Annotated in this window: 21 protein-coding genes and 1 pseudogene; 2 read left to right on the plus strand and 20 right to left on the minus strand. The window is 35.7% G+C overall.

Going from position 1 to position 22426, the window contains the following annotated elements; translation table 11 throughout:
- Nucleotides 1-19: 19 nt before the first annotated feature.
- From ACWPWS_RS10010 to ACWPWS_RS10050, 9 genes and pseudogenes are all read right to left on the minus strand, one after another.
- Nucleotides 20-331 carry a hypothetical protein gene (locus tag ACWPWS_RS10010; protein WP_454046381.1) on the minus strand — a complete coding sequence of 104 codons (312 nt, stop codon included), beginning with the start codon at nucleotides 329-331 and terminating at the stop codon, nucleotides 20-22.
- A gap of 75 nt (nucleotides 332-406) precedes the next feature.
- Nucleotides 407-880, minus strand: coding sequence for a hypothetical protein (locus tag ACWPWS_RS10015; protein ID WP_454046382.1), 474 nt, complete (start codon nucleotides 878-880; stop codon nucleotides 407-409).
- 646 nt (nucleotides 881-1526) lie between these two features.
- Nucleotides 1527-1988, minus strand: coding sequence for a hypothetical protein (locus ACWPWS_RS10020; RefSeq protein WP_454046383.1), 462 nt, complete (start codon nucleotides 1986-1988; stop codon nucleotides 1527-1529).
- Nucleotides 1989-2260: 272 nt separating this feature from the next.
- Nucleotides 2261-2514 (minus strand): annotated as a pseudogene (locus ACWPWS_RS10025) (RHS repeat-associated core domain-containing protein); the annotation flags it as partial.
- 230 nt (nucleotides 2515-2744) lie between these two features.
- A complete protein-coding gene (locus ACWPWS_RS10030; protein ID WP_454046384.1) occupies nucleotides 2745-3089 on the minus strand; it encodes a hypothetical protein in 345 nt (114 codons plus the stop codon).
- Nucleotides 3082-3492, minus strand: coding sequence for a hypothetical protein (locus tag ACWPWS_RS10035; protein ID WP_454046385.1), 411 nt, complete (start codon nucleotides 3490-3492; stop codon nucleotides 3082-3084). Before ACWPWS_RS10035 ends, ACWPWS_RS10030 begins: the two co-directional genes overlap by 8 nt.
- Complete coding sequence (locus ACWPWS_RS10040; RefSeq protein WP_454046386.1) at nucleotides 3458-4012, minus strand: hypothetical protein; 555 nt, start codon at nucleotides 4010-4012, stop codon at nucleotides 3458-3460. The genes ACWPWS_RS10035 and ACWPWS_RS10040 overlap by 35 nt, the downstream gene beginning before the upstream one ends.
- Before the next feature lies 1 nt (nucleotide 4013).
- Entirely contained in the window at nucleotides 4014-4304 is a 291-nt protein-coding gene (locus ACWPWS_RS10045) for a hypothetical protein (RefSeq protein ID WP_454046387.1), read from the minus strand.
- A gap of 26 nt (nucleotides 4305-4330) precedes the next feature.
- Nucleotides 4331-4681, minus strand: coding sequence for a hypothetical protein (locus tag ACWPWS_RS10050; protein WP_454046388.1), 351 nt, complete (start codon nucleotides 4679-4681; stop codon nucleotides 4331-4333).
- Nucleotides 4682-5043: 362 nt separating this feature from the next.
- Between ACWPWS_RS10050 and ACWPWS_RS10055 the strand changes: the two genes are divergently transcribed.
- Entirely contained in the window at nucleotides 5044-6306 is a 1263-nt protein-coding gene (locus tag ACWPWS_RS10055) for a hypothetical protein (protein ID WP_454046389.1), read from the plus strand.
- Between the two features lie 86 nt (nucleotides 6307-6392).
- On the opposite strand, the gene ACWPWS_RS10060 is transcribed toward ACWPWS_RS10055, so the two are convergent.
- The 7 genes from ACWPWS_RS10060 to ACWPWS_RS10090 form a co-directional block, all read right to left on the minus strand.
- Complete coding sequence (locus ACWPWS_RS10060; RefSeq protein ID WP_454046390.1) at nucleotides 6393-7565, minus strand: hypothetical protein; 1173 nt, start codon at nucleotides 7563-7565, stop codon at nucleotides 6393-6395.
- Between the two features lie 200 nt (nucleotides 7566-7765).
- Nucleotides 7766-8488: a 23S rRNA pseudouridine(2604) synthase RluF gene (rluF, locus tag ACWPWS_RS10065; protein ID WP_454046391.1), complete on the minus strand. Its 723-nt coding sequence runs from the start codon at nucleotides 8486-8488 to the stop codon at nucleotides 7766-7768.
- The gene (locus ACWPWS_RS10070) at nucleotides 8488-9066 is read right to left on the minus strand and encodes a hypothetical protein (protein WP_454046392.1); all 579 of its coding nucleotides are present in this window, start codon (nucleotides 9064-9066) and stop codon (nucleotides 8488-8490) included. The genes rluF and ACWPWS_RS10070 overlap by 1 nt, the downstream gene beginning before the upstream one ends.
- Nucleotides 9063-9761 (minus strand): tRNA pseudouridine(55) synthase TruB, encoded by a 699-nt coding sequence (truB, locus tag ACWPWS_RS10075; RefSeq protein WP_309511497.1) that lies wholly within the window; start codon nucleotides 9759-9761, stop codon nucleotides 9063-9065. Before truB ends, ACWPWS_RS10070 begins: the two co-directional genes overlap by 4 nt.
- Before the next feature lie 20 nt (nucleotides 9762-9781).
- On the minus strand, nucleotides 9782-10600 hold the full coding sequence (locus tag ACWPWS_RS10080; protein ID WP_309511498.1) for an undecaprenyl-diphosphate phosphatase: 819 nt from the start codon (nucleotides 10598-10600) through the stop codon (nucleotides 9782-9784).
- A gap of 115 nt (nucleotides 10601-10715) precedes the next feature.
- Complete coding sequence (locus tag ACWPWS_RS10085; RefSeq protein WP_105684710.1) at nucleotides 10716-11012, minus strand: DUF3098 domain-containing protein; 297 nt, start codon at nucleotides 11010-11012, stop codon at nucleotides 10716-10718.
- Between the two features lie 2 nt (nucleotides 11013-11014).
- The gene (locus tag ACWPWS_RS10090; protein WP_034695324.1) at nucleotides 11015-11914 is read right to left on the minus strand and encodes a cell division protein FtsX; all 900 of its coding nucleotides are present in this window, start codon (nucleotides 11912-11914) and stop codon (nucleotides 11015-11017) included.
- A 91-nt stretch (nucleotides 11915-12005) separates the two neighbouring features.
- Here ACWPWS_RS10090 and rsmA point away from each other — a divergent pair, with 91 nt between their 5' ends.
- Nucleotides 12006-12776 carry a 16S rRNA (adenine(1518)-N(6)/adenine(1519)-N(6))-dimethyltransferase RsmA gene (gene rsmA, locus ACWPWS_RS10095; RefSeq protein ID WP_105684709.1) on the plus strand — a complete coding sequence of 257 codons (771 nt, stop codon included), beginning with the start codon at nucleotides 12006-12008 and terminating at the stop codon, nucleotides 12774-12776.
- Between the two features lie 125 nt (nucleotides 12777-12901).
- Here the strand turns inward: rsmA and ACWPWS_RS10100 are convergent, their stop codons facing one another.
- The 4 genes from ACWPWS_RS10100 to ACWPWS_RS10115 form a co-directional block, all read right to left on the minus strand.
- The gene (locus ACWPWS_RS10100) at nucleotides 12902-15259 is read right to left on the minus strand and encodes a choice-of-anchor L domain-containing protein (RefSeq protein WP_454046393.1); all 2358 of its coding nucleotides are present in this window, start codon (nucleotides 15257-15259) and stop codon (nucleotides 12902-12904) included.
- A 289-nt stretch (nucleotides 15260-15548) separates the two neighbouring features.
- Nucleotides 15549-19133 carry a choice-of-anchor L domain-containing protein gene (locus tag ACWPWS_RS10105; protein WP_454046394.1) on the minus strand — a complete coding sequence of 1195 codons (3585 nt, stop codon included), beginning with the start codon at nucleotides 19131-19133 and terminating at the stop codon, nucleotides 15549-15551.
- 168 nt (nucleotides 19134-19301) lie between these two features.
- Nucleotides 19302-21662: a choice-of-anchor L domain-containing protein gene (locus tag ACWPWS_RS10110; RefSeq protein WP_454046395.1), complete on the minus strand. Its 2361-nt coding sequence runs from the start codon at nucleotides 21660-21662 to the stop codon at nucleotides 19302-19304.
- A gap of 204 nt (nucleotides 21663-21866) precedes the next feature.
- Nucleotides 21867-22424 carry a DUF1003 domain-containing protein gene (locus ACWPWS_RS10115; protein WP_105684705.1) on the minus strand — a complete coding sequence of 186 codons (558 nt, stop codon included), beginning with the start codon at nucleotides 22422-22424 and terminating at the stop codon, nucleotides 21867-21869.
- Between the last annotated feature and the right edge of the window lie 2 nt (nucleotides 22425-22426).

Raw genomic sequence — 22426 nt, forward strand, 5'->3', positions numbered from 1 at the left:
AATTTGTAAGGGCTAGTTGTTATTTCACAAACATCTTTATTGTCGAAAATAATAATCCCATCGTAAAATCCATCTTCATAATGAAATCCGTCTTCAATATAAATACGTGAATATTTTTTTCAGGATTTATATTACAAGATTCTATTCCTAACAATCTAAATTTTGTTAAAGCATTTTTCATTCCCTCATTTTCTTGGGGACTTAAATAAGAACTATTAAAAGAAACATCGTTATTATTGAGTAAATTTTGATTTATTTCTTTTAACGAGCTTTTACTTTGTGATAAACAGCTAGTAAATAGCATTATGCACAATAAAATATAGTTTTTCATTGGTTATGATTTATATGAATGTGATGTATTTTTAGCATCATGCCTGCACCAGCGAGGAGAAGATTTGAAAATATCCTATAGGCTTTTATTACAGTCACTCTCCATAAAAATCTGAGCCCTATTAAGGTCTGGAATGAATTTCTTATCTACAAAATAGAGCATTCTTTCATCAATAGTTGATTGCCGGCCTTTCTTTAAATTAGATATATCTTGATTTGTCTTCTCAAAAAAAGAATCGAAAAAAATAATAATCTGCTTATCTTTTTCATTATTCAAATCAAAGATTATTAAAGAGCCTTTATAATTATAAGTCTTAATCCTGTTAGAGAGATTATCATTATAATTCATTTTTGCAAAGCCGAAAAGATATTGATTATTACATTTTTTAATTAAGCTAATTTCAAAAAAGGCAAACTCCTTTTCAGTAATTATTTTTTCAATATAATTATAAAACTCCTTCTTTTCGTGAGTCTGAGCAGAACATCCAAAATTCAATAAAAAAACAGATACTAAGAGAATTCTTTTAATCTTTTTTAAATTTTCCTTCATAAGCCTTAATTATTTGAGAGCTATTATATATAACAGTTGTATTGTGTGCCGGCACATAAATGAAATTCCCTTACCGACGTAAACGTCTCCCTTTGTCCTATAAGCAAAATCATGAAGTTTATATATAACTATTCTGAAAATTCAACCACAGATTAAGATTCTACAGATTGAAGCAAAGCAGGTTGTCATCCAAAATTTAAAAGTAGTAAAACTTATAGTATAAACAAACCCCTGCATTTGTGCAAGGGTTGTTATTTATTCTAGAGTAGACACGAACGAGACACTCGCTCCAGCGGGGGTGAAATCTTTACTACAGATGTGTGCATTGACAGCTATTAAATATGACAGTCAAATAAAAGAATACTATTACAAAAAAAACAAGAAGGTAAAAATCCTATGCTTATTTTAAACAATATTAGATGCAAACTTATAAGCAGGGTATTCGCCGTGATAGAAAGACAAACTCCTTAAATTAATACTTATAAATTTGCATCTTAAATTTTAACATTTTTTATTTGCTTCGTGTCATAGAATACGCAGCGAGTGACAGCATGTCTTCACTCTCCTTGATGCTTTTCTCAAACAAACTAAACTGCAAAATATTTTATAAAACAACAAAGCCACTCAAACGAGTGGCTTTGTTGTTTTAATTAATTTCTAATATATTAATTTCTTGAACTTCCATAAGCTTATTGCTATATTGTGTTCCAATAACTATATCCAATATGTCATGTGGCAGCTCTTTTAATTTCAATGGAGTTTTTGGGTTAGCAACTAAATGATAGTGAGGGTCTAGAAAATTATTCAGGTTAGTTTTATCAAAAGAATATAAGCCCTTTTTTGTCATAGATACAAAATCTTGTAAATATCTTTCATCAGCACCACTTCCAAATATTTTAACTAATAAGGAATCTAATTCAGGATTAATTACCACATCTGATATTTCGGGTAAATCCCTAAAATAAGATATTAATTTTTCATTATTTTCTGATGATTGAGCCACTGTTTCAGGTAATTTACCTGCTCCAGATGCTACAAAACCTATATGATTTTCATCTGTAAAAAACCAATCAATGTCTAAAGTTTGCTGTTCTATTTCTGTATACATAATCATTTTTATTTTCCAAAAGTTGTTTTGCAATTATCACACATTGGATAACCTTTCCTGTTCTTGGTCTTATTGCGTCAGTAAAATTAATTTGTGATGTATTAGCTGAGAAAGTTCCAACATCAGCATTTTTAGAATCCCCATATGGGCTGCTTCCTTAACCTGTTCCATTCATTGAAAATAATAACCATATCTTTTTCATTACCTACAATCACAGCTCCATGACCTCCTATAGAAACAGCCTTAGAATCAGCAATAAATATTACATCTCTACCATCCGGGTCAATGCCATTAATCGGATTATTTACAACATAATTATAAGGGTTATGACTATTAAATTTTTCAGCAAGTTCATCAACAACACCCCATCTTCCCAAATCCGGCATATAGAACCTTGCTCCATAATCATACATTCCCGTCTCTTGCAATTCCTTCCGTTATACTTTTACTGATAATCATTTTGTGTTGTAGCCGTATAATTATGCAGCATTCCAAATGGATAGTAATTATTCACTTCTACAATCTCTTCTGCTCTCCAATTATCTATACAAAAACACCCTATACAGGTTGAAGCATTGTATTGTCTGGGTTGAACGATCCCATCTCCGCTGATATCACTATAGTTTAATTTTACATTTCCTAAATGGTCATTGATACTGGTAAATATAAAATTTTCCAAGATAAAGAAAAGCAAACCACTATTTGCATAGTGTATTGTGTATGGAAACGAGTGTCTCGCTCGTGTCAGCAGGAGCTCTAATTATTTAAACGAAATTTATCTTCATAATTAAACCTTTCGACTCTATTAGATTTTTTTATAACTATTTCTAAAGAACCCTTTGGCTTTATTATTGAATCTCCAACGAAAATCTTTTCCCACCAGTCTCTATAAATAACTATACTATCGTTATTTCCGTAGACTAAGAATGGTATATTATGATTATCATAATTTATATATTTTTTGATGACTAAGGATTTTATTTCTTTTTCTCTCACTTCATCTAAAAAACCATCTCCACTTTCTGATGAAAATTTACGATTGTACAAAAATATTACCGCAATAATAATTAACGCTATTAATAAACTCTTATTTCTATTCATTATTTATGATCTTTAGATATATCGCTAAAAAATCTAGTTTGTCTCCCGTATCAACTGTTCCTAATCCCGCTTTTTTCTGTTCTGGCGTTACATTGCCATTATACATTGCAGAAGGATTTCCGTGTGCAAAAACATGTACTGTTTTTGTATTAGGATTATCTGCATATTGTCCATTATTTGCTGTTTTAATAATTGGCTGATTGGCTTTCGTATCTTTTACTAAAACTGCTTCAAGCCCTTCCAATTGTCTAGCATCAACAACTCTATTTTCAGAAAAGTTATAATGAGATTGGTAAGCATATTTTTCAGAAAGCGGGTCAATATTAAAAAATCTTCCCACATCGGGATTGCAAATCAATAAGATCAGTTTAGTACTTTTTAAATTTCGTAATACACTGTTCAATAAATTGTTGTTGCGTAAAGATTACTTTTTTTTCATTTACATACATAAATAACGAATCGTTTTTAACTGCATTGAGTTTTTTATCATGAACCTTTAAAAGAAAAATTACCTGATAATTACCCGTTTTATCTTTTTTGGGCTCCAGATGACTTACACTTTCCACAATTTTTATTTCGTTTTTGATACTATCGTCCACTTTTGCATATTTTGATTTGATTCGTTCCAAATCCTTTATTTTTTTAGCATTTTCAAGTTCACTTATTAACTGTTCCTTTTGTTTAATTAACATTTTCAATCTCTGACTAGAATTTTGAAATAAGAGATCAGCTTCCTGCCATTCCCTTAAAGTATCTAATTTTGCAAGCTGAATGGATTCTAAAGAAGATCCGTCCTGTTTAAGCTCTTGCATAATTTTTTTTTGGAGAGATTGTGTCAATTCTTCTTTAAAACTCTTGGTTTCATCTTTTTTACAAGAAAAAATAATGAATAAAATTAGTATGCAAATTATTTTAGTTCTCATATTATCTTGGTTGTATTCTTCTTAATATTGAATCAGCTTGTTTATCAAGTCTAGCATTAATAGCATTAACACTACCTACCATTGAATCCTTTTGACTTCTTGTCATATTAGTCTTAGAAACATCCTGAGTTTTAACTCCAACACCGGTTATTCTGTCTCCAGATCCTCTATAAATATTAAGACCAACCGCCTGAGAACGATAAAAACTAAGTGTATTTGATTTTGTTGCTGAGTCATTTGCAGGACTGTTTGCTGACCCAAACGAAGAAACCGCTAAATCAATTAAAGACATTACATCCACCATAGTATTGATCAAACTTATTCCCTGATCCCGGCTAGTAAAAATCCGCCATCCTGAGTGGTAACGGTTGCGGATAAATAATCATGGTTGGATCCCGAAAAATATTTCTCCCAGACTTCCTGTCCCTGCTGATTGAGTTTTACCAGATGGAAATCATAACCGTTGTTTTGCTTACTTCCAGCCCCCAGCTTCCCGCTCCCTGACTGTATAGAACTTCCGGTGATCAGATACTGCTGATCGATGGTGGTGGTGACCTGGCTTAAGAAATCCTGGGTAGAGGATTTGATGTCTTTCTGCCACACCACTTCCTGAGCGGATACGCCCAGGATTGTGCATAAGGTGAATGCACTGAGATAAAGTTTTCTCATTCCCGTGTTGTTTTTGAGTTAGTAATTAGTTTGTTAAAACGTGGCGAATTTAATACTTTTTAAGACATAAAAATCACTTTAATGTGGTATCCTGTAAATCATACTATTTATTATTTACTTTTCTTTATTTATAGTAAATCCAGTCTTATTCTGATGTAAAATTATCTACGTGGAGCGACAAAACCTGTCGTATTAAAAAACAATAATCTAATATGAACATGCAGTATCGATTACGAAATTATATCGCATAAAAGATAATATCCCTATTAGCTTTTACATCATAAAACAATTTCTTTATATCATATTTAACCATTTCAGGATCAGCTATTGCCATGCTTTATTTTTATGTATAAGTTTACTCCATGATGAGAAAAAACTATTACCAGAAATTAGCATTTATGGTCATATTGCTGACTGTTTTATTTGCGTATCAAAAATATACCAGCCGGGAAAAAGAGCCTTTTCCTGAGGTTACATTCATTGCAGATGCTTCAATAGCGGCAAATTTATCCGATTTTGATCCCAATATGCTTGATAAAGATCAATGGCAGAAACTTGGGTTTTCAGAGAAACAGACTATTACCATTCTTAAGTATAAAGATATTGTAGGCGGAAAATTTACTTCAAAAGAACAATTGAAAAAATGTTATGCTATTTCCGAAGAGAAATTCAGTGAGTTGGCATCTTTCATTTTACTTCCTGAAATGACAAAAAAGGAAAATGCAAAAGGATTTAAAACATTTGGGAAGAAAGAAATTATGATATCAGGAAAATTCAACCCTGATCAGTTTTCTGCCAATAACTGGCTTAAGATGGGTTTCAGTGAAAGACAGGCAGAGGCTATTATTAAATATCGAAATTATCTCGGAGGAAGTTTTATCAGCAAAGAAAAGTTTAAAGAATGCTTTATCATCTCTACAGAAAATTACAGCAAACTTGAGCCTTATCTGTTACTGCCGACAAAAACTCCGGAAAACTTCAGGAATATCGCAAAGAATAATCCTATAAAATCTAAGGTTCAATATCATATGTTTGATCCCAATCAGTTGGAATTAGATGAATGGATAGCCCTTGGGTTCTCAGAAAAACAAGCAAACACCATTATAAATTATCGGGACAGAAATTTACATGGAAGTTTTAAAAACCTAGATGATCTGCAGAAATGTTTTGTGATTTCTGCAGAGAAATTTCAGGAAATGAAACCTTATATCAAACTTCAGGAAAGGCAGCAGGAAAAAACAGATTTTTCAAAAACAGATCTCAATACCATTACTTTTAAACAACTTATAGAATTCGGGCTGGATGAAAAAAGCGCAGGTTCAATGATTGGTTTCAGAAAAAAACTGGGAGGTTTTATGAATAAGCAACAGATTTTAAGTACATACAATATTGATCAGGATCTTGTTCAAAAACTGATTTCAACAGCACCATTGAGCACCACCAAAGTACCTCGGTATTCATTAGTAGATGCACCGGAGGAATGGCTTAAAAATCATCCTTATTTCAAGTATTCAGCAGACAAAATCATATTCTACCGGATCAGTAACCCTGATGATAAAACAATTTGGAAACTTTTAAAACTGAAACCTGAATATGAGGAAAGAATGAAATTATATATAAAATAATAGGGGGAACAAATAAAAAACGGACATAAACTCTTCCAAAAATACGATCCCGGAAGAGTTTGCGCTCTTACATACTCTTTTAAATTTTAGTGATGCATATAATTGCTGGGACCATTGGTTCCTTCAATGGATTCTGGTAGTATTCCATATTGGTTACGTAAATCTACTGTCCCTAATTTTTGCCCGGAATTAATATCAATGATACTGATCGTTCCTGAATTCAAGTTAGGGAGATCCAATAAATTATTTTGGACTGCTACGACTTCTTTTCCTGATTTGGTTTTAAAGAAAGCCATATGATGCGCTCCTTTATCCGCATCAAAAGTTTTCAAAAGCTTTAATTGAGGAAGGTTATTGATATCAAATACGAGTACTTTTCCAGGTTCTGCAAAACTTACATAGAGTTTGTTTGAATCATCAATATACATTTCGAGCGCCCAGCCTAGTCCTTTTGTACTACCATCAAAAACCTTAGTAAAAGCATCATATTTTTTGGTCGTAGGATTGTATGGAGCCATCCAGATATCACCACCAAGCATTGTGGTAGCAAGGGCGTATTGTGGAAATTTCCCACGAAGCAGTAAAACTTCAACAGGAGCGGACATATCTGTTGGCGAGTCTGCTACCTGATAGGTCTCCTTTATTTCATAGGTATTCAGATCTAATAAAGTACAGGTATTGCCCATTCCGGTAGTAAGATCAGGGTGAATGGTAGACGACACCATCATTAATCCCTTTTCTTCATTAATGGAAATACCATGCGGATACATTATAAATTGGTTGGGATTAGTTTGAATTGGAGCTTTAATCGTTTTGATAAGCTGATTATTACTGGCATTAAAGACCCCAATACTACCATCTTTTGGACCTCCTGCTCCCCCCATAAAGGTCATAAAATATCTGCCATCATTCGTGAAAAATAAATTTTCACCTACTGTATTCTCACCAGTATCAATAGGAGTTGCACTAATTAATTGGGGTTGTCCATTTTGATCTTCTCCCGTTTTTATCTCATAAAGATAGCTGCCACCTAAAGCAGTTGTGTACATTTTTTTTGCATTTTGATTGTAATAGATATGGTGTGGCAATACACCTATACCTAATTCAAGTCTGTTGCTGATATTTCCAAAATTAGGAGCTTCAGGATCGAGTTCAATGACGGCAATTCCATCTGGCAATCCTTTCAGACTTCTATAATCAATGTAAAACGAAGAATCATGCGGATAATTCTGGTTATGATTATCATTTTGACAACTCATAAATATTACTAAAGTAACAAATAATAGAACTGAATTTAATATTAGCTTCATGATTTTCTGATTATGGTTATTAGTATTATAAATATAATATATTTTCAATGAAATATAAAACATATTACACTAATATGTGAGAAATAATGAATTACTCCTCAAATTGTTTATATCAGAAAAAATGAAATTGCTAAAGTATATTAGATATTTTAATCAAATGTTCTGCTGGAATCTGTCAGCAAAGAGTTTAGAGTTTTAAGTTCTTCATCCGTCATATCTCTCCATTTTCCAATGGGTAAATCGAGTTTGATATTCATGATACGGATTCTTTTCAGTTTTTTCACTTCATATCCAAGGTATTCGCACATTCTTCGGATCTGCCTGTTCAGTCCCTGAGTAAGGACAATTCTGAAGTTCAGATCATCAATCTTCTCTACCTCACATTTTTTAGTCACTGTATCAAGGATGGGAACTCCGTTTCTCATTTTTTCCAGGAACTTTGGAGTGAGCGGTTTATCTACCCGAACAATATATTCTTTCTCGTGATTATTTCTCGCTCTCAGAATTTTATTGACAATATCACCGTCACTTGTCAGGAGAATAAGTCCTTCACTGGGTTTATCCAATCTTCCGATAGGAAAAATTCTTTTTGGATGGTTGATATAGTCTACGATATTATTTTTTTCGCGTTTTGTATCTGTGGTACAAACAATCCCTACCGGTTTATTAAAAACGATATATATAGGTTTTTCCTGAGGTTCTCTGATAGGTTTTCCGTCTACCTCTACCAGATCTTCGTCAGAAACTTTTGTTCCCAACTCAGGAATTTTCCCGTTTATTGTAATCCTTCCCTCTTCCAAAAGCTTATCTGCTGCTCTTCTCGAACAGTATCCAACTTCTGATAAATATTTGTTGATACGCGTTTTTTCCATTAGTCTTTTCCGTAGCCGGTATAATTTTTATTGCTAAAAATGGTAATTCCATAGCTTAGGGCTATAAAAAAACCATCAGCTCCATGTTTAAGTTTGTGTGATTCAAAAACGATTCCTCCTTCCTGACTCAATCTTTTTGAATAGGAAACCTGCATTCCCAGTCTTCCACCCCAGAATTCGGTATCTGAAATAGCAGAGTGATTAAGCTGTTTTCCGTAATTAATATCTATATAAAAAGGTCTTTCTCCAGGAGAAAAAATAATCTTTGGCTGGATAACCCAATAAATCAGGTGATCATTATCCTGTATAAAGCTATATTTAAATCCTGTTCCCAATGCAAAGTTAGGAAGAAAATTGTAACCTCCTACAGCAGTAATACCATACGTTAGATTTCCTAATGAAGACCTGTTGTCGATATACTGCGAATTGTTGGGTTGATTTTTCTTATTAATATTAAACCCAATATTCAGAGAAGGATTGAAATAGAAATCCATTTTGGATTTTCCGGTTTCCGTATCCTGAGAAAATGCTTTAACAAGAGCAAATATGAATAATAAAAGGGATAATTTTATTTTCATAGGCCCTCAAACCTGTACTCATTGTTCAGAAATTGATCTGTAGCATCTTCAATGGCGTATTCTCCGATTTTAGTACGTCTTAATTGTGTCAGATAAGCTCCAACCCCCAATTCCTGCCCGATATCATGAGCAAGACTTCTGATATATGTTCCTTTTGAACAACCTACCATAAAGCTCACCAAAGGGAAATCTATTTTAATATCCTGAATGTAATGAATGGTTGTCTTCCTCGCCTTCATTTCCACTTCTTCACCGGCTCTTGCAAGGTTATAGGCTCTTTCCCCATCAATTTTAATGGCCGAATAAATAGGTGGTTTCTGTTCGATTTCTCCAACAAATTTTTCCAGGATGTTTTTTACCTGTTCTTCAGTTATATGTGAGATGTCATGATGAAGGATTTCAGGTTTTTCAGTATCATAAGATTCTGTCTGTACTCCAATTTTAATCTCTGTCCAGTATTCTTTGGGAGCATCCTGAATTTCAGGAATTTTCTTTGTAAATTTTCCACAGCAGACAATAAGAAGCCCGGTTGCTCTGGGATCTAAAGTTCCGGCATGCCCGATTTTAAATTTTTTAGGAAGATCAAATTCCCTTTTAAGTTTGTATTTCATTTTATTGACAGCCTGGAAGGAAGTCCAGTCCAAAGGCTTATCCAATAAAAAAATGTATCCTGATTTCAGTTCTTCAGCAGTCATGAATGGGTATAATGTAATTCCTATTTAAAGAAATAAAAATAGATCAAAAGAGCAATTCCAACGAAAATACGGTACCAGCCCCATGGTTTGAATCCATATTTATTAAGCACGCCAATAAAGGCTTTGATCGCAATAAGTGCCACAATAAAGGCTACAATATTTCCGATTACAAAGATCATAATGTGATCCTGTGAAGCCATGATCATTTCATATCCTTTCTGTGGATGGGCTGTTTCTTTCCCCCAGGTTTTCACAAAAACTGAGTATACTGTTACAGCAAGCATGGTAGGTACAGCAAGGAAGAAAGAGAATTCTGCGGCGGCTTTTCTGGTAAGTCCCTGTGCCATTCCTCCAATGATGGAAGCTGCACTACGGCTTGTTCCCGGCATCATCGCAAGACATTGCCAAAAACCGATGGTAACCGCATTTCTTATCGTAATTCCTTTTTCATCATCAATCTTAGGATTCTTAAACCATTTATCTGCAAACAGCAAAATAACACCTCCTAAAACCAATACGGAAGAAATAGCAATCTGATTTCCAAGAATGGCTTCAATCTTATCATCGAATAAGTATCCCAGCACCAAAGCCGGAACCACCGCAAAAGCCAGTTTGAAATAGAACTGAATATTGTTTAAATCAAAAAACTTTTTCCAATATGCTACAACTACAGATAAAATGGCTCCAAACTGAATGGACACCTGAAACATTTTTAAAAATTCTGTTTCCTCCAGCCCCATAAGATTTGCAGTAAACCCCATATGTGCTGTAGAAGAAATCGGAAGATATTCCGTCAACCCTTCTACAATGGCAATAATAATTGCTTTGATTAAATCCATATTCTTTTAAAAAATTAAAAAGATTAAAAGATTTAAGAATTTAAAAAGATGGGCCTGTTAGCTTCATATCTTTAAATTCTTAAATTTTTTAATCCTTAAATAAAGTGTATTTTATTTATTTTCTTTTTAATATCGCGTACACTTCTATGACAAATCCTATAACAACAAACAGAGGTGCTATTCTGATTCTTCTGATAGAAAAGATACCGTCATTCCATGAGTTCGGATCAAACTTTCCATCTACCGTATTGGCATCGGGACCCATCATCAGTAGAAACCCAACTACAATAAATGCTAATCCTATCAACATCCATTTGAAATTCTGCTGTCCGAAATAGAAAGCACTTTCCTGTGGTACTTCTGCTTCATGTCCAAAGTCTGAAGCGGAAAATTTATTTGTTTTTTTGCTCATTGTTAAGAGTAATATAAATCGTCAACGTTTGATTTTAAGAATCTCCATGTCGCGAAAATTGTACTTAAGACAGAAATAAAAATTCCAACTCCAAGTACTAAGATAACTAACCAGAAGTATTGGTTGTTGTCCTGTACGAAAGCAGAGCCAATCTGACTTGTGAAATAATACCATACCCCTCCTAAAGCAATAAGACCTATTACAGAACCGATGGCTCCTAAAATAATAGCTTCTACAATAAAAGGTTTAAGGATAAATCTTCTTTTCGCCCCTACCAGCTGCATCGTTTTAATAATAAATCTCTTCGAGAATATTTTCAGACGGATAGAGTTGTTGATCAATACAACTGCCAATATCAGGAACAGCACTGAAAATCCTAAGATCCACTTCAGAATTCTGCTCAGGTTATTGTAAACATCTACCATCAAAGTACTGTCATTTTTAACATCAATAATCCCCGGAACGGATTTGATCTCTTTAATGGCTTCATCAATTTTTGCAGGATCTACAAATTCCGGTTTTAAAGCAACTTCAATAGAAGAAGGGAAAATATTTTCTTCGAACAATGCATCACTGTCGATTCCCATAGTTTTCTTGGCTTCTTTTGCCGCCATATCTCTTGAAATATAAGTCGCTTTTTTTACAGGAGCTAATAACTGTACCTTTTTAAAAGTTTCTTCCTCAAGTTTTGCAATTTTTACAGAATCTTTAGCGTCATAGTTTTCATCAAAGTAGGCGTTCACCACCAACTGTTCTTTGATATAGTCAGAATATTTCTGGGCATTAATCAGAATAAGCCCCATTAATCCTAACAAAAATAACACTAAGGCAATACTTATCACTACTGTAATATTGCTGGACCGAAGCCTTTTCTTATTAAATTCATCTACAGATTTAGCCATTAATATTAAAATTTTTGGCTAAAATAGAAAAAATCTTCCGAAATTTGGGACGAAATAAAGAAAATCATTGTTAATAAAATCATAAAAAACTTTGAGTGTAAAAGCAAAAAAACATCTGGGTCAGCACTTTCTGACAGATGAAAATATCGCAAGAAAAATCGTAGAAGGTCTTAGTTTTGAGAACTATAATAATATTATGGAAGTGGGTCCAGGAATGGGAGTTCTTACCAAATATCTTCTTGAAAAGGAGCAGAAGATTTACCTTGCAGAAATCGATACAGAATCTATCGAATACCTGAAAAAGAATTATGCGAAAGTAACGGAAGAAACTTTTGTAGGAGATTTCCTGAAGCAGGATTTCAGTTTTATCAAAGACGATGAGATTGCGATCATTGGTAATTTTCCGTACAATATCTCATCTCAGATCTTGTTTCAGATTGTAGATCATTACCAATTGATCCCGGAAATGGTAGGAATGTTCCAGAAGGAGGTAGCTGAAAGAACGGCTGCTGTTCCGAGAACTAAAGATTACGGTATTCTTTCTGTCCTGATACAGGCTTATTATGATGTATCTTATATGTTTACGGTACATGAAAACGTCTTCAATCCTCCGCCGAAAGTAAAATCGGGAGTGATCAGGCTTACAAGAAACCCTAAGGAAGGGCTTTCGGGTAATGAAGTTTTGTTTAAACAAATTGTAAAAACAGGATTCAATCAAAGAAGGAAAAAACTTTCTAATGCCTTGAAATCATTAAATATTCCTGAAGCTTTAAAAGGACACGAATTTTTAGATAAGAGAGCAGAAGAACTTAGTGTTGCAGATTTTATACACTTTGCTAACCTCTGGAAAGAAAATCAATAAAGAAATCATTAAAAAAGCTTCTTTGCCGGGAGCTTTTTGTTGAACAAAATACAGTAACATTCTTTGTTAAAAAAAGCCTTTCAAAAATACATTTGAAAGGCTTTTTTTATATTACATTATCAATTTTAGTTTCTGTTCTTCAGCATAATCCATCCTGACCAGTTCATCTGAGCTTTTGATTTTGGATACTCAAAATTAAACTTATACCAGTAGGTAGCTGTAGGCAGTCTCTTACCTCCTACTGTTCCGTCCCAGATAGGATTTTCTTTTGAGAATCTGAACATTTCTACTCCATATCTGTCATATATAGAACCTTTAAAGTTTTTAAAGTCTCCAAGAGCTTTAAGATCCAGTACATCGTTTATTCCGTCTTCGTTCGGAGTAATAATATTGTTGATCTGCAGGGTAAAGAATTCAAGAGATCCCACACAATGTGTTCCTACTCTTCTTACTAAAACAGTATAGTTTGTATTGTCTAAAAGATTAGTAAATACATTAGATTCCTGCCAGCTGATTCCGTTGTCTATAGAATACTCTAACGTACTTGGTGTATTATTCATCGGAGGGTTTTCTGCAGTAATTGTAACTGTTTTCTTGATGCTTTCATAATTTAAAGCAGTAACAAAAGGAGTAGCAGCTCCCATTACTTTAGCTTCGAAAACCTTCTTACAGATACCATTATCAATTTCCACTGAATAAATCCCCCATTGGTCTACATTAATTTTCTGTGTTGTAGCCCCTGTACTCCAAAGATATTTGAAGCCTTGTCCTGCTCCTGCATCAAGGGTTACTATGTCACCAATACACATTTCAACATCTTTTAATGGTGATGTGATTTCCGGCGTAACTTCAATTCTTATGGTTGCAGGATTCAGAGATTTACATCCTTTTTGTCCGATGGCATATACTGTAAATGTTGTCGTCTGGTATAAAGTAACCGTCTGCATATTACCTGTTCCCATGAAATTACTCCACAGATAAGTATCTCCTCCTTCAGCAGTAAGGGTTACAGACTCTCCAGGACATATTTTTATTCTGGAAGCTTTTACTTTAGCTGTTGGCGTTACTTCCTTCAGTAATTTCAGTTCAACCATTTTACTACAGAATGCTCCGTTGGAAACAACAACATACAGAATCTGGCCATCATTACCATTATAGTTTAATGGAGTTTGAATATAATTATCATTCTGAGCAATTGCATCAGCCTGATTAACGTAGAATTTAAAAATCGCTCCCGGTGTAGGGCTGATAGTAGATGTAATAGTACTTAAATCAAAAGTAGTAATATCCGGTGTAGTACAAAGCAGCAATGTTGCATCCTGAGCCAGCGGTGTTGTTCCTCCGTGAATCTGTATGGAGGCTTTACCCGGACATGGATTACCAGGAACGCTTACTTCGATAGTATAGGTACCAGGCTGGATAGCGGTAATTGTATTGGTAGTGGCATTAGGTACCGGAGTGCCATTATAATACCATTGGTATACAAGATTAGGGTCATTTACAGAAGCTGTAATTACCTGAGGTACATTATCACACACATTGATATCTGAAGGTAATTTCGTTCCTGCAGGATCTAAAAGGTCTACCCCGATGTTGAAAGATCCTCCTTCAAGAAATACCGCAGAGTCATAACTGTGGTCACTGTAATCGGCAATTACCATTTTAAAGTGGTATTCCTGTCCTGCTACTACTGTTGCTGTAGCAGTTAATGGAATTGTTCTTCCATTAAAGTTGGTTTCAACGTTACCCGTGTTATATCCTCCGAAATATTGTTCGTTTACAGCACCACAACTCCCTGGTATTTCAGGGTGAATATTCGTAATACTTACTGGTCCGGCTCCTCCGGGAAGCACAGCCATATTTACATAAGGTCCACCTGAAGTAGGTCTCAATAAGATCGCAAAGGCATCTGCAAAGGTACAAGGGAATGAGCCTGTATATTCTTCTGATGCAATCAGATAATTAAATTTAATCTGAGAGGTTGTTGGAACGAAGTCAAACTCCAAAAGAACAGCATCATTCAATCTACTTTCCACTACCCCAATCACCTGTGCAAGATCAGCATCTGATCCGCCACCGTTGACATCACTAAGGCCGCCTTCAAAAGTGTTACCAGCTCTTCTCGCGTAACCTGTGGAAAGAATAAGCCCGTCTTTAAAAGGGAAATTGGTTGTAGCTTTATGAAAATATCCCCATGCTCTGTCTGCATTACTTGCAGCATGGTTAGGAGTAATCTTCACATTGGTTACATTGGGAGTAAGACAGGTATTGGTTCCGGATGAGATCAATACATCTTTAACCATTTTCTCAATAGTGTAAGCGGTTTCAGGATACTGCGGAGCGTTCACATCAATAAAAGCCCCAGCTCTTCTGGATAGATTGGAAGGAATTTCTTTTGCCTGTTTTCGAGGTGGCAGGTTTTGTGAAAATAAAAAAGTCGAGATGACTAAAAAAAATAAACAAAGCGGTAGATATCTTCTCATAATATTTTTGTTTCAACAAATTTAATTTTTTTTTAAATATCTCATATACATATTTATATTTTTTACTACAAAAAACCAAAATAAGAACCTTTTACAGTAAATTTTCGTTAATCAATCCCTATCCGAAGAAACCATAAATGATGTGGTAGCATTGAATTACAAATTATTTTAACATATTTCCTTCTCATTTCAAATAATTCACAAATCATGATAACACTTACCCTTAAAAACAAGAAAATCTTTCATTGCTGAAAGATTTTCTTGTTGATATTTTATTTTTAATAAATGTCTAGTTTCTGTTCTTCAGAAGTATCCATCCGGAACGTTGTTCCAGTTTCTTGCTGGCCGGGTTTTCCCATTGTACCCTGTACCAGTAAGTAGCAGTAGGAAGATTAATTCCTTTTAAAGATCCTGTCCATATTACATCACCTTTAGCCGCTTTGAATACCTCTGCTCCATACCTGTCAAAGATAGAAGCTGCGAAATCTTTGTACCCGCTGATTCCGGAGAAATCTATAGTGTCATTAACACCATCCATATTAGGGGTAATAGCATTACTGATAATGAATGTAAAATAATCCAGTGAAGTACCGCATTTAGCACCTTTCACTCTTACCATTACAGAATACATGGTATTATTTAAAACTCCTGTAAATACATTTGATGACTGCCATGTCAATCCTCCGTCTATGGAGAATTCTAAAGTTCCACCAGTAGGATTGCTTGCCGTAAGGGTAAGGATATGGTTATCATAAACAATATTCGTAAACTGTGGTAAATCAGGATTGATCAGCTGTGCAGAGAAAGTTTTTGAACAAACTCCGTTACTGATTATCACAGAATACGTTCCGGGAATATTAGTTGTTATGGTTTGAGTGGTTGCTCCTGTACTCCATACATAAGTATAGTTTGGTCCTGCCCCGGCATCCAGCGTTCCTTTATCTCCGGCGCAGACAAATACGTCTTTTAATGTAGAAACAATTGCAGGAACTACTTCAATGGTAACTTTAGCCGGATTCACAGAACTACATCCGTTTCCTCCCAATGCAAATACCGAATATTCTGTTGTTACGGTAGGAGTAACAACCTGTGTATTTCCATTTCCGGTAAGCCCTATCCAGTTATAAGTAATTCCTCCTGTAGCTGTTAATGTTACAGATTCTCCTTCACAAATTTTTAATTTTGATGCGGTAAGTCCTGCTATAGGTGGACCTACCTGAACTGTTACTGTTGCTGGTGTTGCAGAAATACATCCGTTAGCTCCAACAGCAAATACGGTATACACAGTTGTTGTTGTAGGTGAAACAACCTGAGTATTTCCATTTCCGGTAAGGCCATTGCCCCAGTTATAGGTTACTCCTCCAGAAGCTGTCAATGTTACAGATTCTCCAACACAAATACGGGGTTGTGATGAAACAAGTGCAGCTATCGGCTGTACTTTATCTTCCTGTACTGTTACTGTTGCAGTATAGGTACAACTTAAGTTTCCTGGTTGTGATATATTAGTAACCGTTAAAGTATATGTTCCCCCAGCGCTTACAACTGGTGTAAGTGTATTGCCTCCTGATACGATCGTTCCTCCGGTTGTGGTCCATGCAATAGTAGATCCCGCAGGAACCACAGATGTTGAAGCATTGAGTGTAATCTGTGGAGTTGTACAGGTAATTGTTTGCGGCGCAGCAATGGTAAGAGTCGTTTGAGCGGTACTTAATAATTGCAGAGACACCACATAGCTACAACCTCCATTACTTGCTAATACATAAATAGTCTGGCTTCCTCCCGGAGGTGTATATGTTGTAGGTGTTACAATAAAGTTTCCGTTAGCAGCATTGGCATCAGCCTGATTGATATAGTAAGTAAAAGTAACTCCTGCAGCAGTTGTAATCTGAGGCTGAGCTTCAGTAAGATTATAAGTTAATCCTGGCTGATAACACTTATGTAATGTTGCGTTTTGGGCTGTAAAAGGTTCTGACACTTCAATTGTTAAAGTGGCAGGGTTTTGAGACACACAACCATTCGCTCCCACTGCTGTTACAGTATAGGTTGTTGTAACAGTGGGTGAAACAACCTGTGTATTTCCGTTTCCTGTAAGGCCATTCCCCCAGTTATAGGTAGCACCTCCTGAAGCAGTAAGGGTTGCAGAATCTCCTTTACAGATTTTTATTTTGTTTGCTGTAAGCCCGGTAACTGGCGGAGCACTGTTTCCTGTTACGGTTACAGTTCCTACAGCTGTACAGCTGATATTGCCAGGCTGGTAAACTTTTGTAATGGTTAAAGTATAGGTTCCCGCAGCATTGATCACAGGATTTAAGGTAGTTCCTCCTGAAACAATATTTCCTCCGGTAGTCGTCCAGTTGAATGTAGCCCCAGCCGGATAAACAGAAGCTGAAGCATCCAGTGTCGTCTGAGAGCTAGCGCAGGTAAGTACTATCGGTGGAGCAATAGTAGGTACCATTTGTGGGGCTTTTACTAATTGCAGCTGCGCTACTTTTGCACAGAAACCATTTGCCACTCTTACATACACCGTTCCACCAGCACTCTGATGAGCTGTTGGATTAGGAACTGTATTTGCATTTCCAGCATTAGCATCTGCCAATGTAGTATAATATGAAAACACAGCTCCCGGAGTAGTGCTTATTGAGGCTTGTGCTGATGTTAAATTAAAAGTTGCATTCCCAGCGGCATAACAGGCCGTCAGTGTAGCATTCTGTACTGTAGGAGATGTTCCGCCAACCACAGTAATGGTAGCTTCTCCCGGACAGCTATTTCCCTGGATAAAAACCTTAACGGTATATACACCAGGCTGTGTTGCAGTATAACTTGCATTAGTAGCTCCTGGAATTGCATTGGTTCCCAAATACCACTGATAGGTTATGTTAGGTCCCTGAACCGAAGCTGTAAAAGTCTGTGGCGTATTATCACACATATTTACAGATGCAGGAAGCTGTACTCCTGCCGGATCCAGGATTTTCACCCCAATATCGAATGATCCGGCTTCAAGAAATACGGCTGAATCAAAGTTGGGATCCTGATAATCTGCAAGCACAATTTTAAAATGGTAGGTTTGCCCAGGAATTACCGTTGCTTTTGCAGTAAGCGGAATAGTACGTCCATTGAAATTGGTTTCAACCTGAGCAGTATTTGTACCTCCGTAATAGGCTTCATTTTTAGGCCCGCAGTTTTGATATTGCGGGTGAATATTTGTTACACTTACAGGTCCTGCTCCTCCCGGAAGCACTGCAAGATTGGTATAAGTAGGATCAGATGCTTTTTTTAACAGTAAGGCAAAACCGTCTGTAATAGTACATGGAAAGTTTTGCTGATATTCTTTGGACGCAAATAAATATCTGAAAGTAATTTCAGTAGAAGCAGCCACAAAGTCAAACTCTATAGATGTTGCATTGGTTAGGTTATTGTTAGCAATCCCTAAAGCATTCGCCAGATCTACATCTCCACCGGTTCCAAGGTCATCACTTAAAGTTCCCTGGAAAGTATTCCCGGCTTTATTAGCATACCCTGTTGAAAGTATAATCCCTTTACTGAAAGGGAAGTTTGTATTTGATTTATTAAAATATCCCCAGCTACGGTTCTGATTGGTGGCAGACAAGTTCGGAGAAACAGTTACATTGCTTACCGTTGAACTGGTACAAGTGGTACCTCCTGATATAAGGACATCATTTATCAGCTGAGTTATAGGATAGCCGGATTCCGGGTAACTAGGTGCGTTTACATCGATAAAAACACCTGCTCTCAAGGAAGCAGCTTTAGGTTTTGCAGCAATTTCTACCCTTCCTTTATTTTGAGCCAAAACAAAGTTCCCCATGAAAGCTAAAAATAACGCTAAAAATAAATTTCCTCTCCTCCTATTTAACATTTTATATTATTTTGAAAAAAAATACTATTTTTTTTGATTGAAATTCAAGTTAACACAATTTACATTATTACTAACGCAAATTTATTTATATTAGAATATCAACTCTGTTTATTTTAAAATAATAAAAAAAGACTGACAAAATAGTCAGTCTTTCAGTTATAGTTTAAATTATTCTATATTTTTAAGTAATATCCATCCTGTTTTTACAGTAAGTTCTTTACTTGCAGGATCTTCGAAGGTTACCTGATACCAGTAGGTAGAAGTAGGAAGCTTTTTGCCCTGGAAATATCCGTCCCAATATGGATTGATCTTCGCTGCTTTGAACACTTCTCTTCCATATCGGTCGAAAACCTGTCCGCTGAAATCTTTATAATTAACCACCCCGCTGAAATCAATGATATCATTAATATTATCACCATTTGGAGTAATTACATTTTTCATCACGAATGTAAAGAATTCAAGGAAACCTACACAGCTTGTAAATTTAACTCTTACTCTGATCGAAATGATTTTATTTTTAGGGACATTATTAAATATATTCGAAGACTGCCATGTAACCCCGTTATCTACTGAATATTCAAGGATACCATTACTTGGATTGCTTGCTGTGACAATCATTGTTCCGCTCTCATTATAATCCACTTTTATCACTTCAGGAATCACGGCTTTAATAACCTGAGTCTTGAACTCTTTTGAACAAACTCCGTTACTGATCATTACCGTATATTCTCCAGGAGTAGCTACTGTAATGCTCTGACTTGTTTCACCAGAACTCCACTGATAGGTATATCCAGGGCCTGAGCCTGCATCCAGAACAATTTTATCACCCTGACAGATGTGGCCACCTTTTAAGTTTGAAACAATAGCCGGTACTACTTCAATGGTAATACGTGCCGGCTGAAGAGATTTACATCCTTGTGCTCCGATAGCATATACCGTATATGTGGTAGTCTGAGTTGGGCTTACCGTTCTTATTCCTCCGGTAGTACTTGCAGAATCACTCCATTCATAGGTAACACCGCCAGAAGCTGTTAATAAAACAGATTCACCGGCACAAATTTTCAATCTCGGAGCGGTAAGTAAAGCTGTTGGCGTTTCTTCTTTTCTTAAGGTTAACGTTGCAATCTTGCTACAGAAAGCTCCATTGGAAACCAGAACATATAATATTTGTCCATCTGTTCCAGCATAGTTGGTAAGATTGGTGATATAACTGTTATTTTGAGCCTGTGCATCAGCCTGGTTGGCATAAAAACGGAATACTGCACCTGGCGTTGTACTGATCAATGGTTTTGCTGTTTCCAGATTAAAACTGGTAATTGCAGGGGTTGTACAGAGTTTAAGTTCAGCATTCTGTACAGTAGGGCTCGTTCCTCCGACGATCGTAATGGTTGCCTCGCTAGGACACTGATTTCCCGGAACCATTACTTTTACAGTATAAACTCCCGCCTGGGTAGCAATATAAATAGCACTTGTTGCCCCAGGAATAGCGACTCCATCTTTATACCATTGATAAGTCATTCCCGGAATTGCTGCTACCTGAGCTTTCAACTGCCTTGGAGTATTATCACACATATTGATGCTTCCCGGTAAAACCACTCCTGTTTCGTCTACAATTTTAATCCCCACATCAAAAGATCCTCCTTCTAAGAAAACCGCAGAGTCGTGGGAAGGGTCTTTTGCATCAGCCAATACCATTTTAAAATGATACGTCTGCCCTGGAATTACATCTGCAACAGCTGTTAGAGGTGTTGTTCTTCCAAAATAATTAATAACCAGATGCGGGTTCGCTAAAGCTCCAAAAAAGGTTGCATTGATAGGTCCGCAGCTGAATCCATTTCCTGCAGGAACAATATTGGTTGCACTTACAGGTCCTGCACCTCCGGGCAATACTGCCAGGTTCGTATAGGTAGGATCTCCAACTTTCTTTAATAAAAGGGCAAAGGCATCGGAATAGCCCAAGCAAGGATAATTGGAAGTATATTCATCAGAAACGAATATGTAATTAAATTTTACCTGGTTTGAATTCGGAACGAAATCAAATTCAAGGGCCACGGCATCCGTTAAGCTCACATTAGCTCCGGTAGCTGCTACAAGATCCGCATCACTTCCTGTTCCCACTGATTGTCCAACCGCAGATACATAATTATTACCGGCTTCAGAAGCATATCCTGTAGTCAGAACAATCCCATCTGTAAAGGGAAAATTGGTTGTTCCTTTATGAAAATATCCCCAGAATCTGTTGCTGTTGCCTACTTCATGATTAGGAGATACTGTAACGTTGGTAACATTGGCTGTTGTACAGTTGGTACCTCCATTGATCAAAATATTCTTTACCAACTGCTCCGGCGTATAGTTTGAAGGTGTGTAGGGAGGTACATTTACATCAATGAATGCTCCAGCTCTAAGACTTGCCGCAGAAGGTTTTATCTTTTCTGATTTTCTGACAGGTCTCGTTTGAGAGAATGCAGAAGCAGAAATCAATAAAAAAGAAAAAAGGAAAAAATAGTTTTTTAGTCTATAAATTAACATTTTGTTTTCATTTGTTCAAATGTAGCAAAAATAATTATACTAATTCACCATTGTATATTACTATTTTCTTATTCCACATCCACATTCACAACAAATTTTTCTTATCGTTACATTTTCCGTAAATTATTGAATATTAAAATTCAAGCATAAAAAAACAGACCAATAGCATTGATCTGTTTTATATTTTTATTCTCAGTATTTCTGTTATTTATCCTCTTTTTTCAACTGATCAATTTCATTCTGCAGCTGAGAGATAATGTCTTTTAAAGCTTTTATCTCGTTCTTGTTCGAGCTTACATTACTCTTCAGTATTACATTTTTTGCTCTTTCATTGTGATCTTCTTCATCTTCCTCTTCATTAATTTCTTCAATATCCTCACTGATCTCTTCAATATCTTCCTGGATATCTTCTATATCTTCATTGATCTCTTCAATGTCTTCGCTAATTTCCTCAAGATCTTCCTGAATATCCTCAATGTCTTCACTGATCTCTTCAATATCTTCCTGAATATCTTCAATTTTCTCGTGGCTTTTATTCACTGACATCTGGATGAAGATGGCCAGATAAATGGCTTCCAGAGAAAGTACCGTAGTAAGAATAAGAAGCATTTTGTCAAAATCAACGATATTCAGCATTGGCAGCAAAAACGAGGTAAGGAACAGCAGCGTATGAACAATCAGGGACTGAATAGATCCAATCCACGAAGTAATACTGTCTGCTATTTTTTCAAGAACTTCTTTTTTTTCGTTATATTTTTTCATCC

Source organism: Chryseobacterium sp. Marseille-Q8038 (assembly GCF_965111995.1).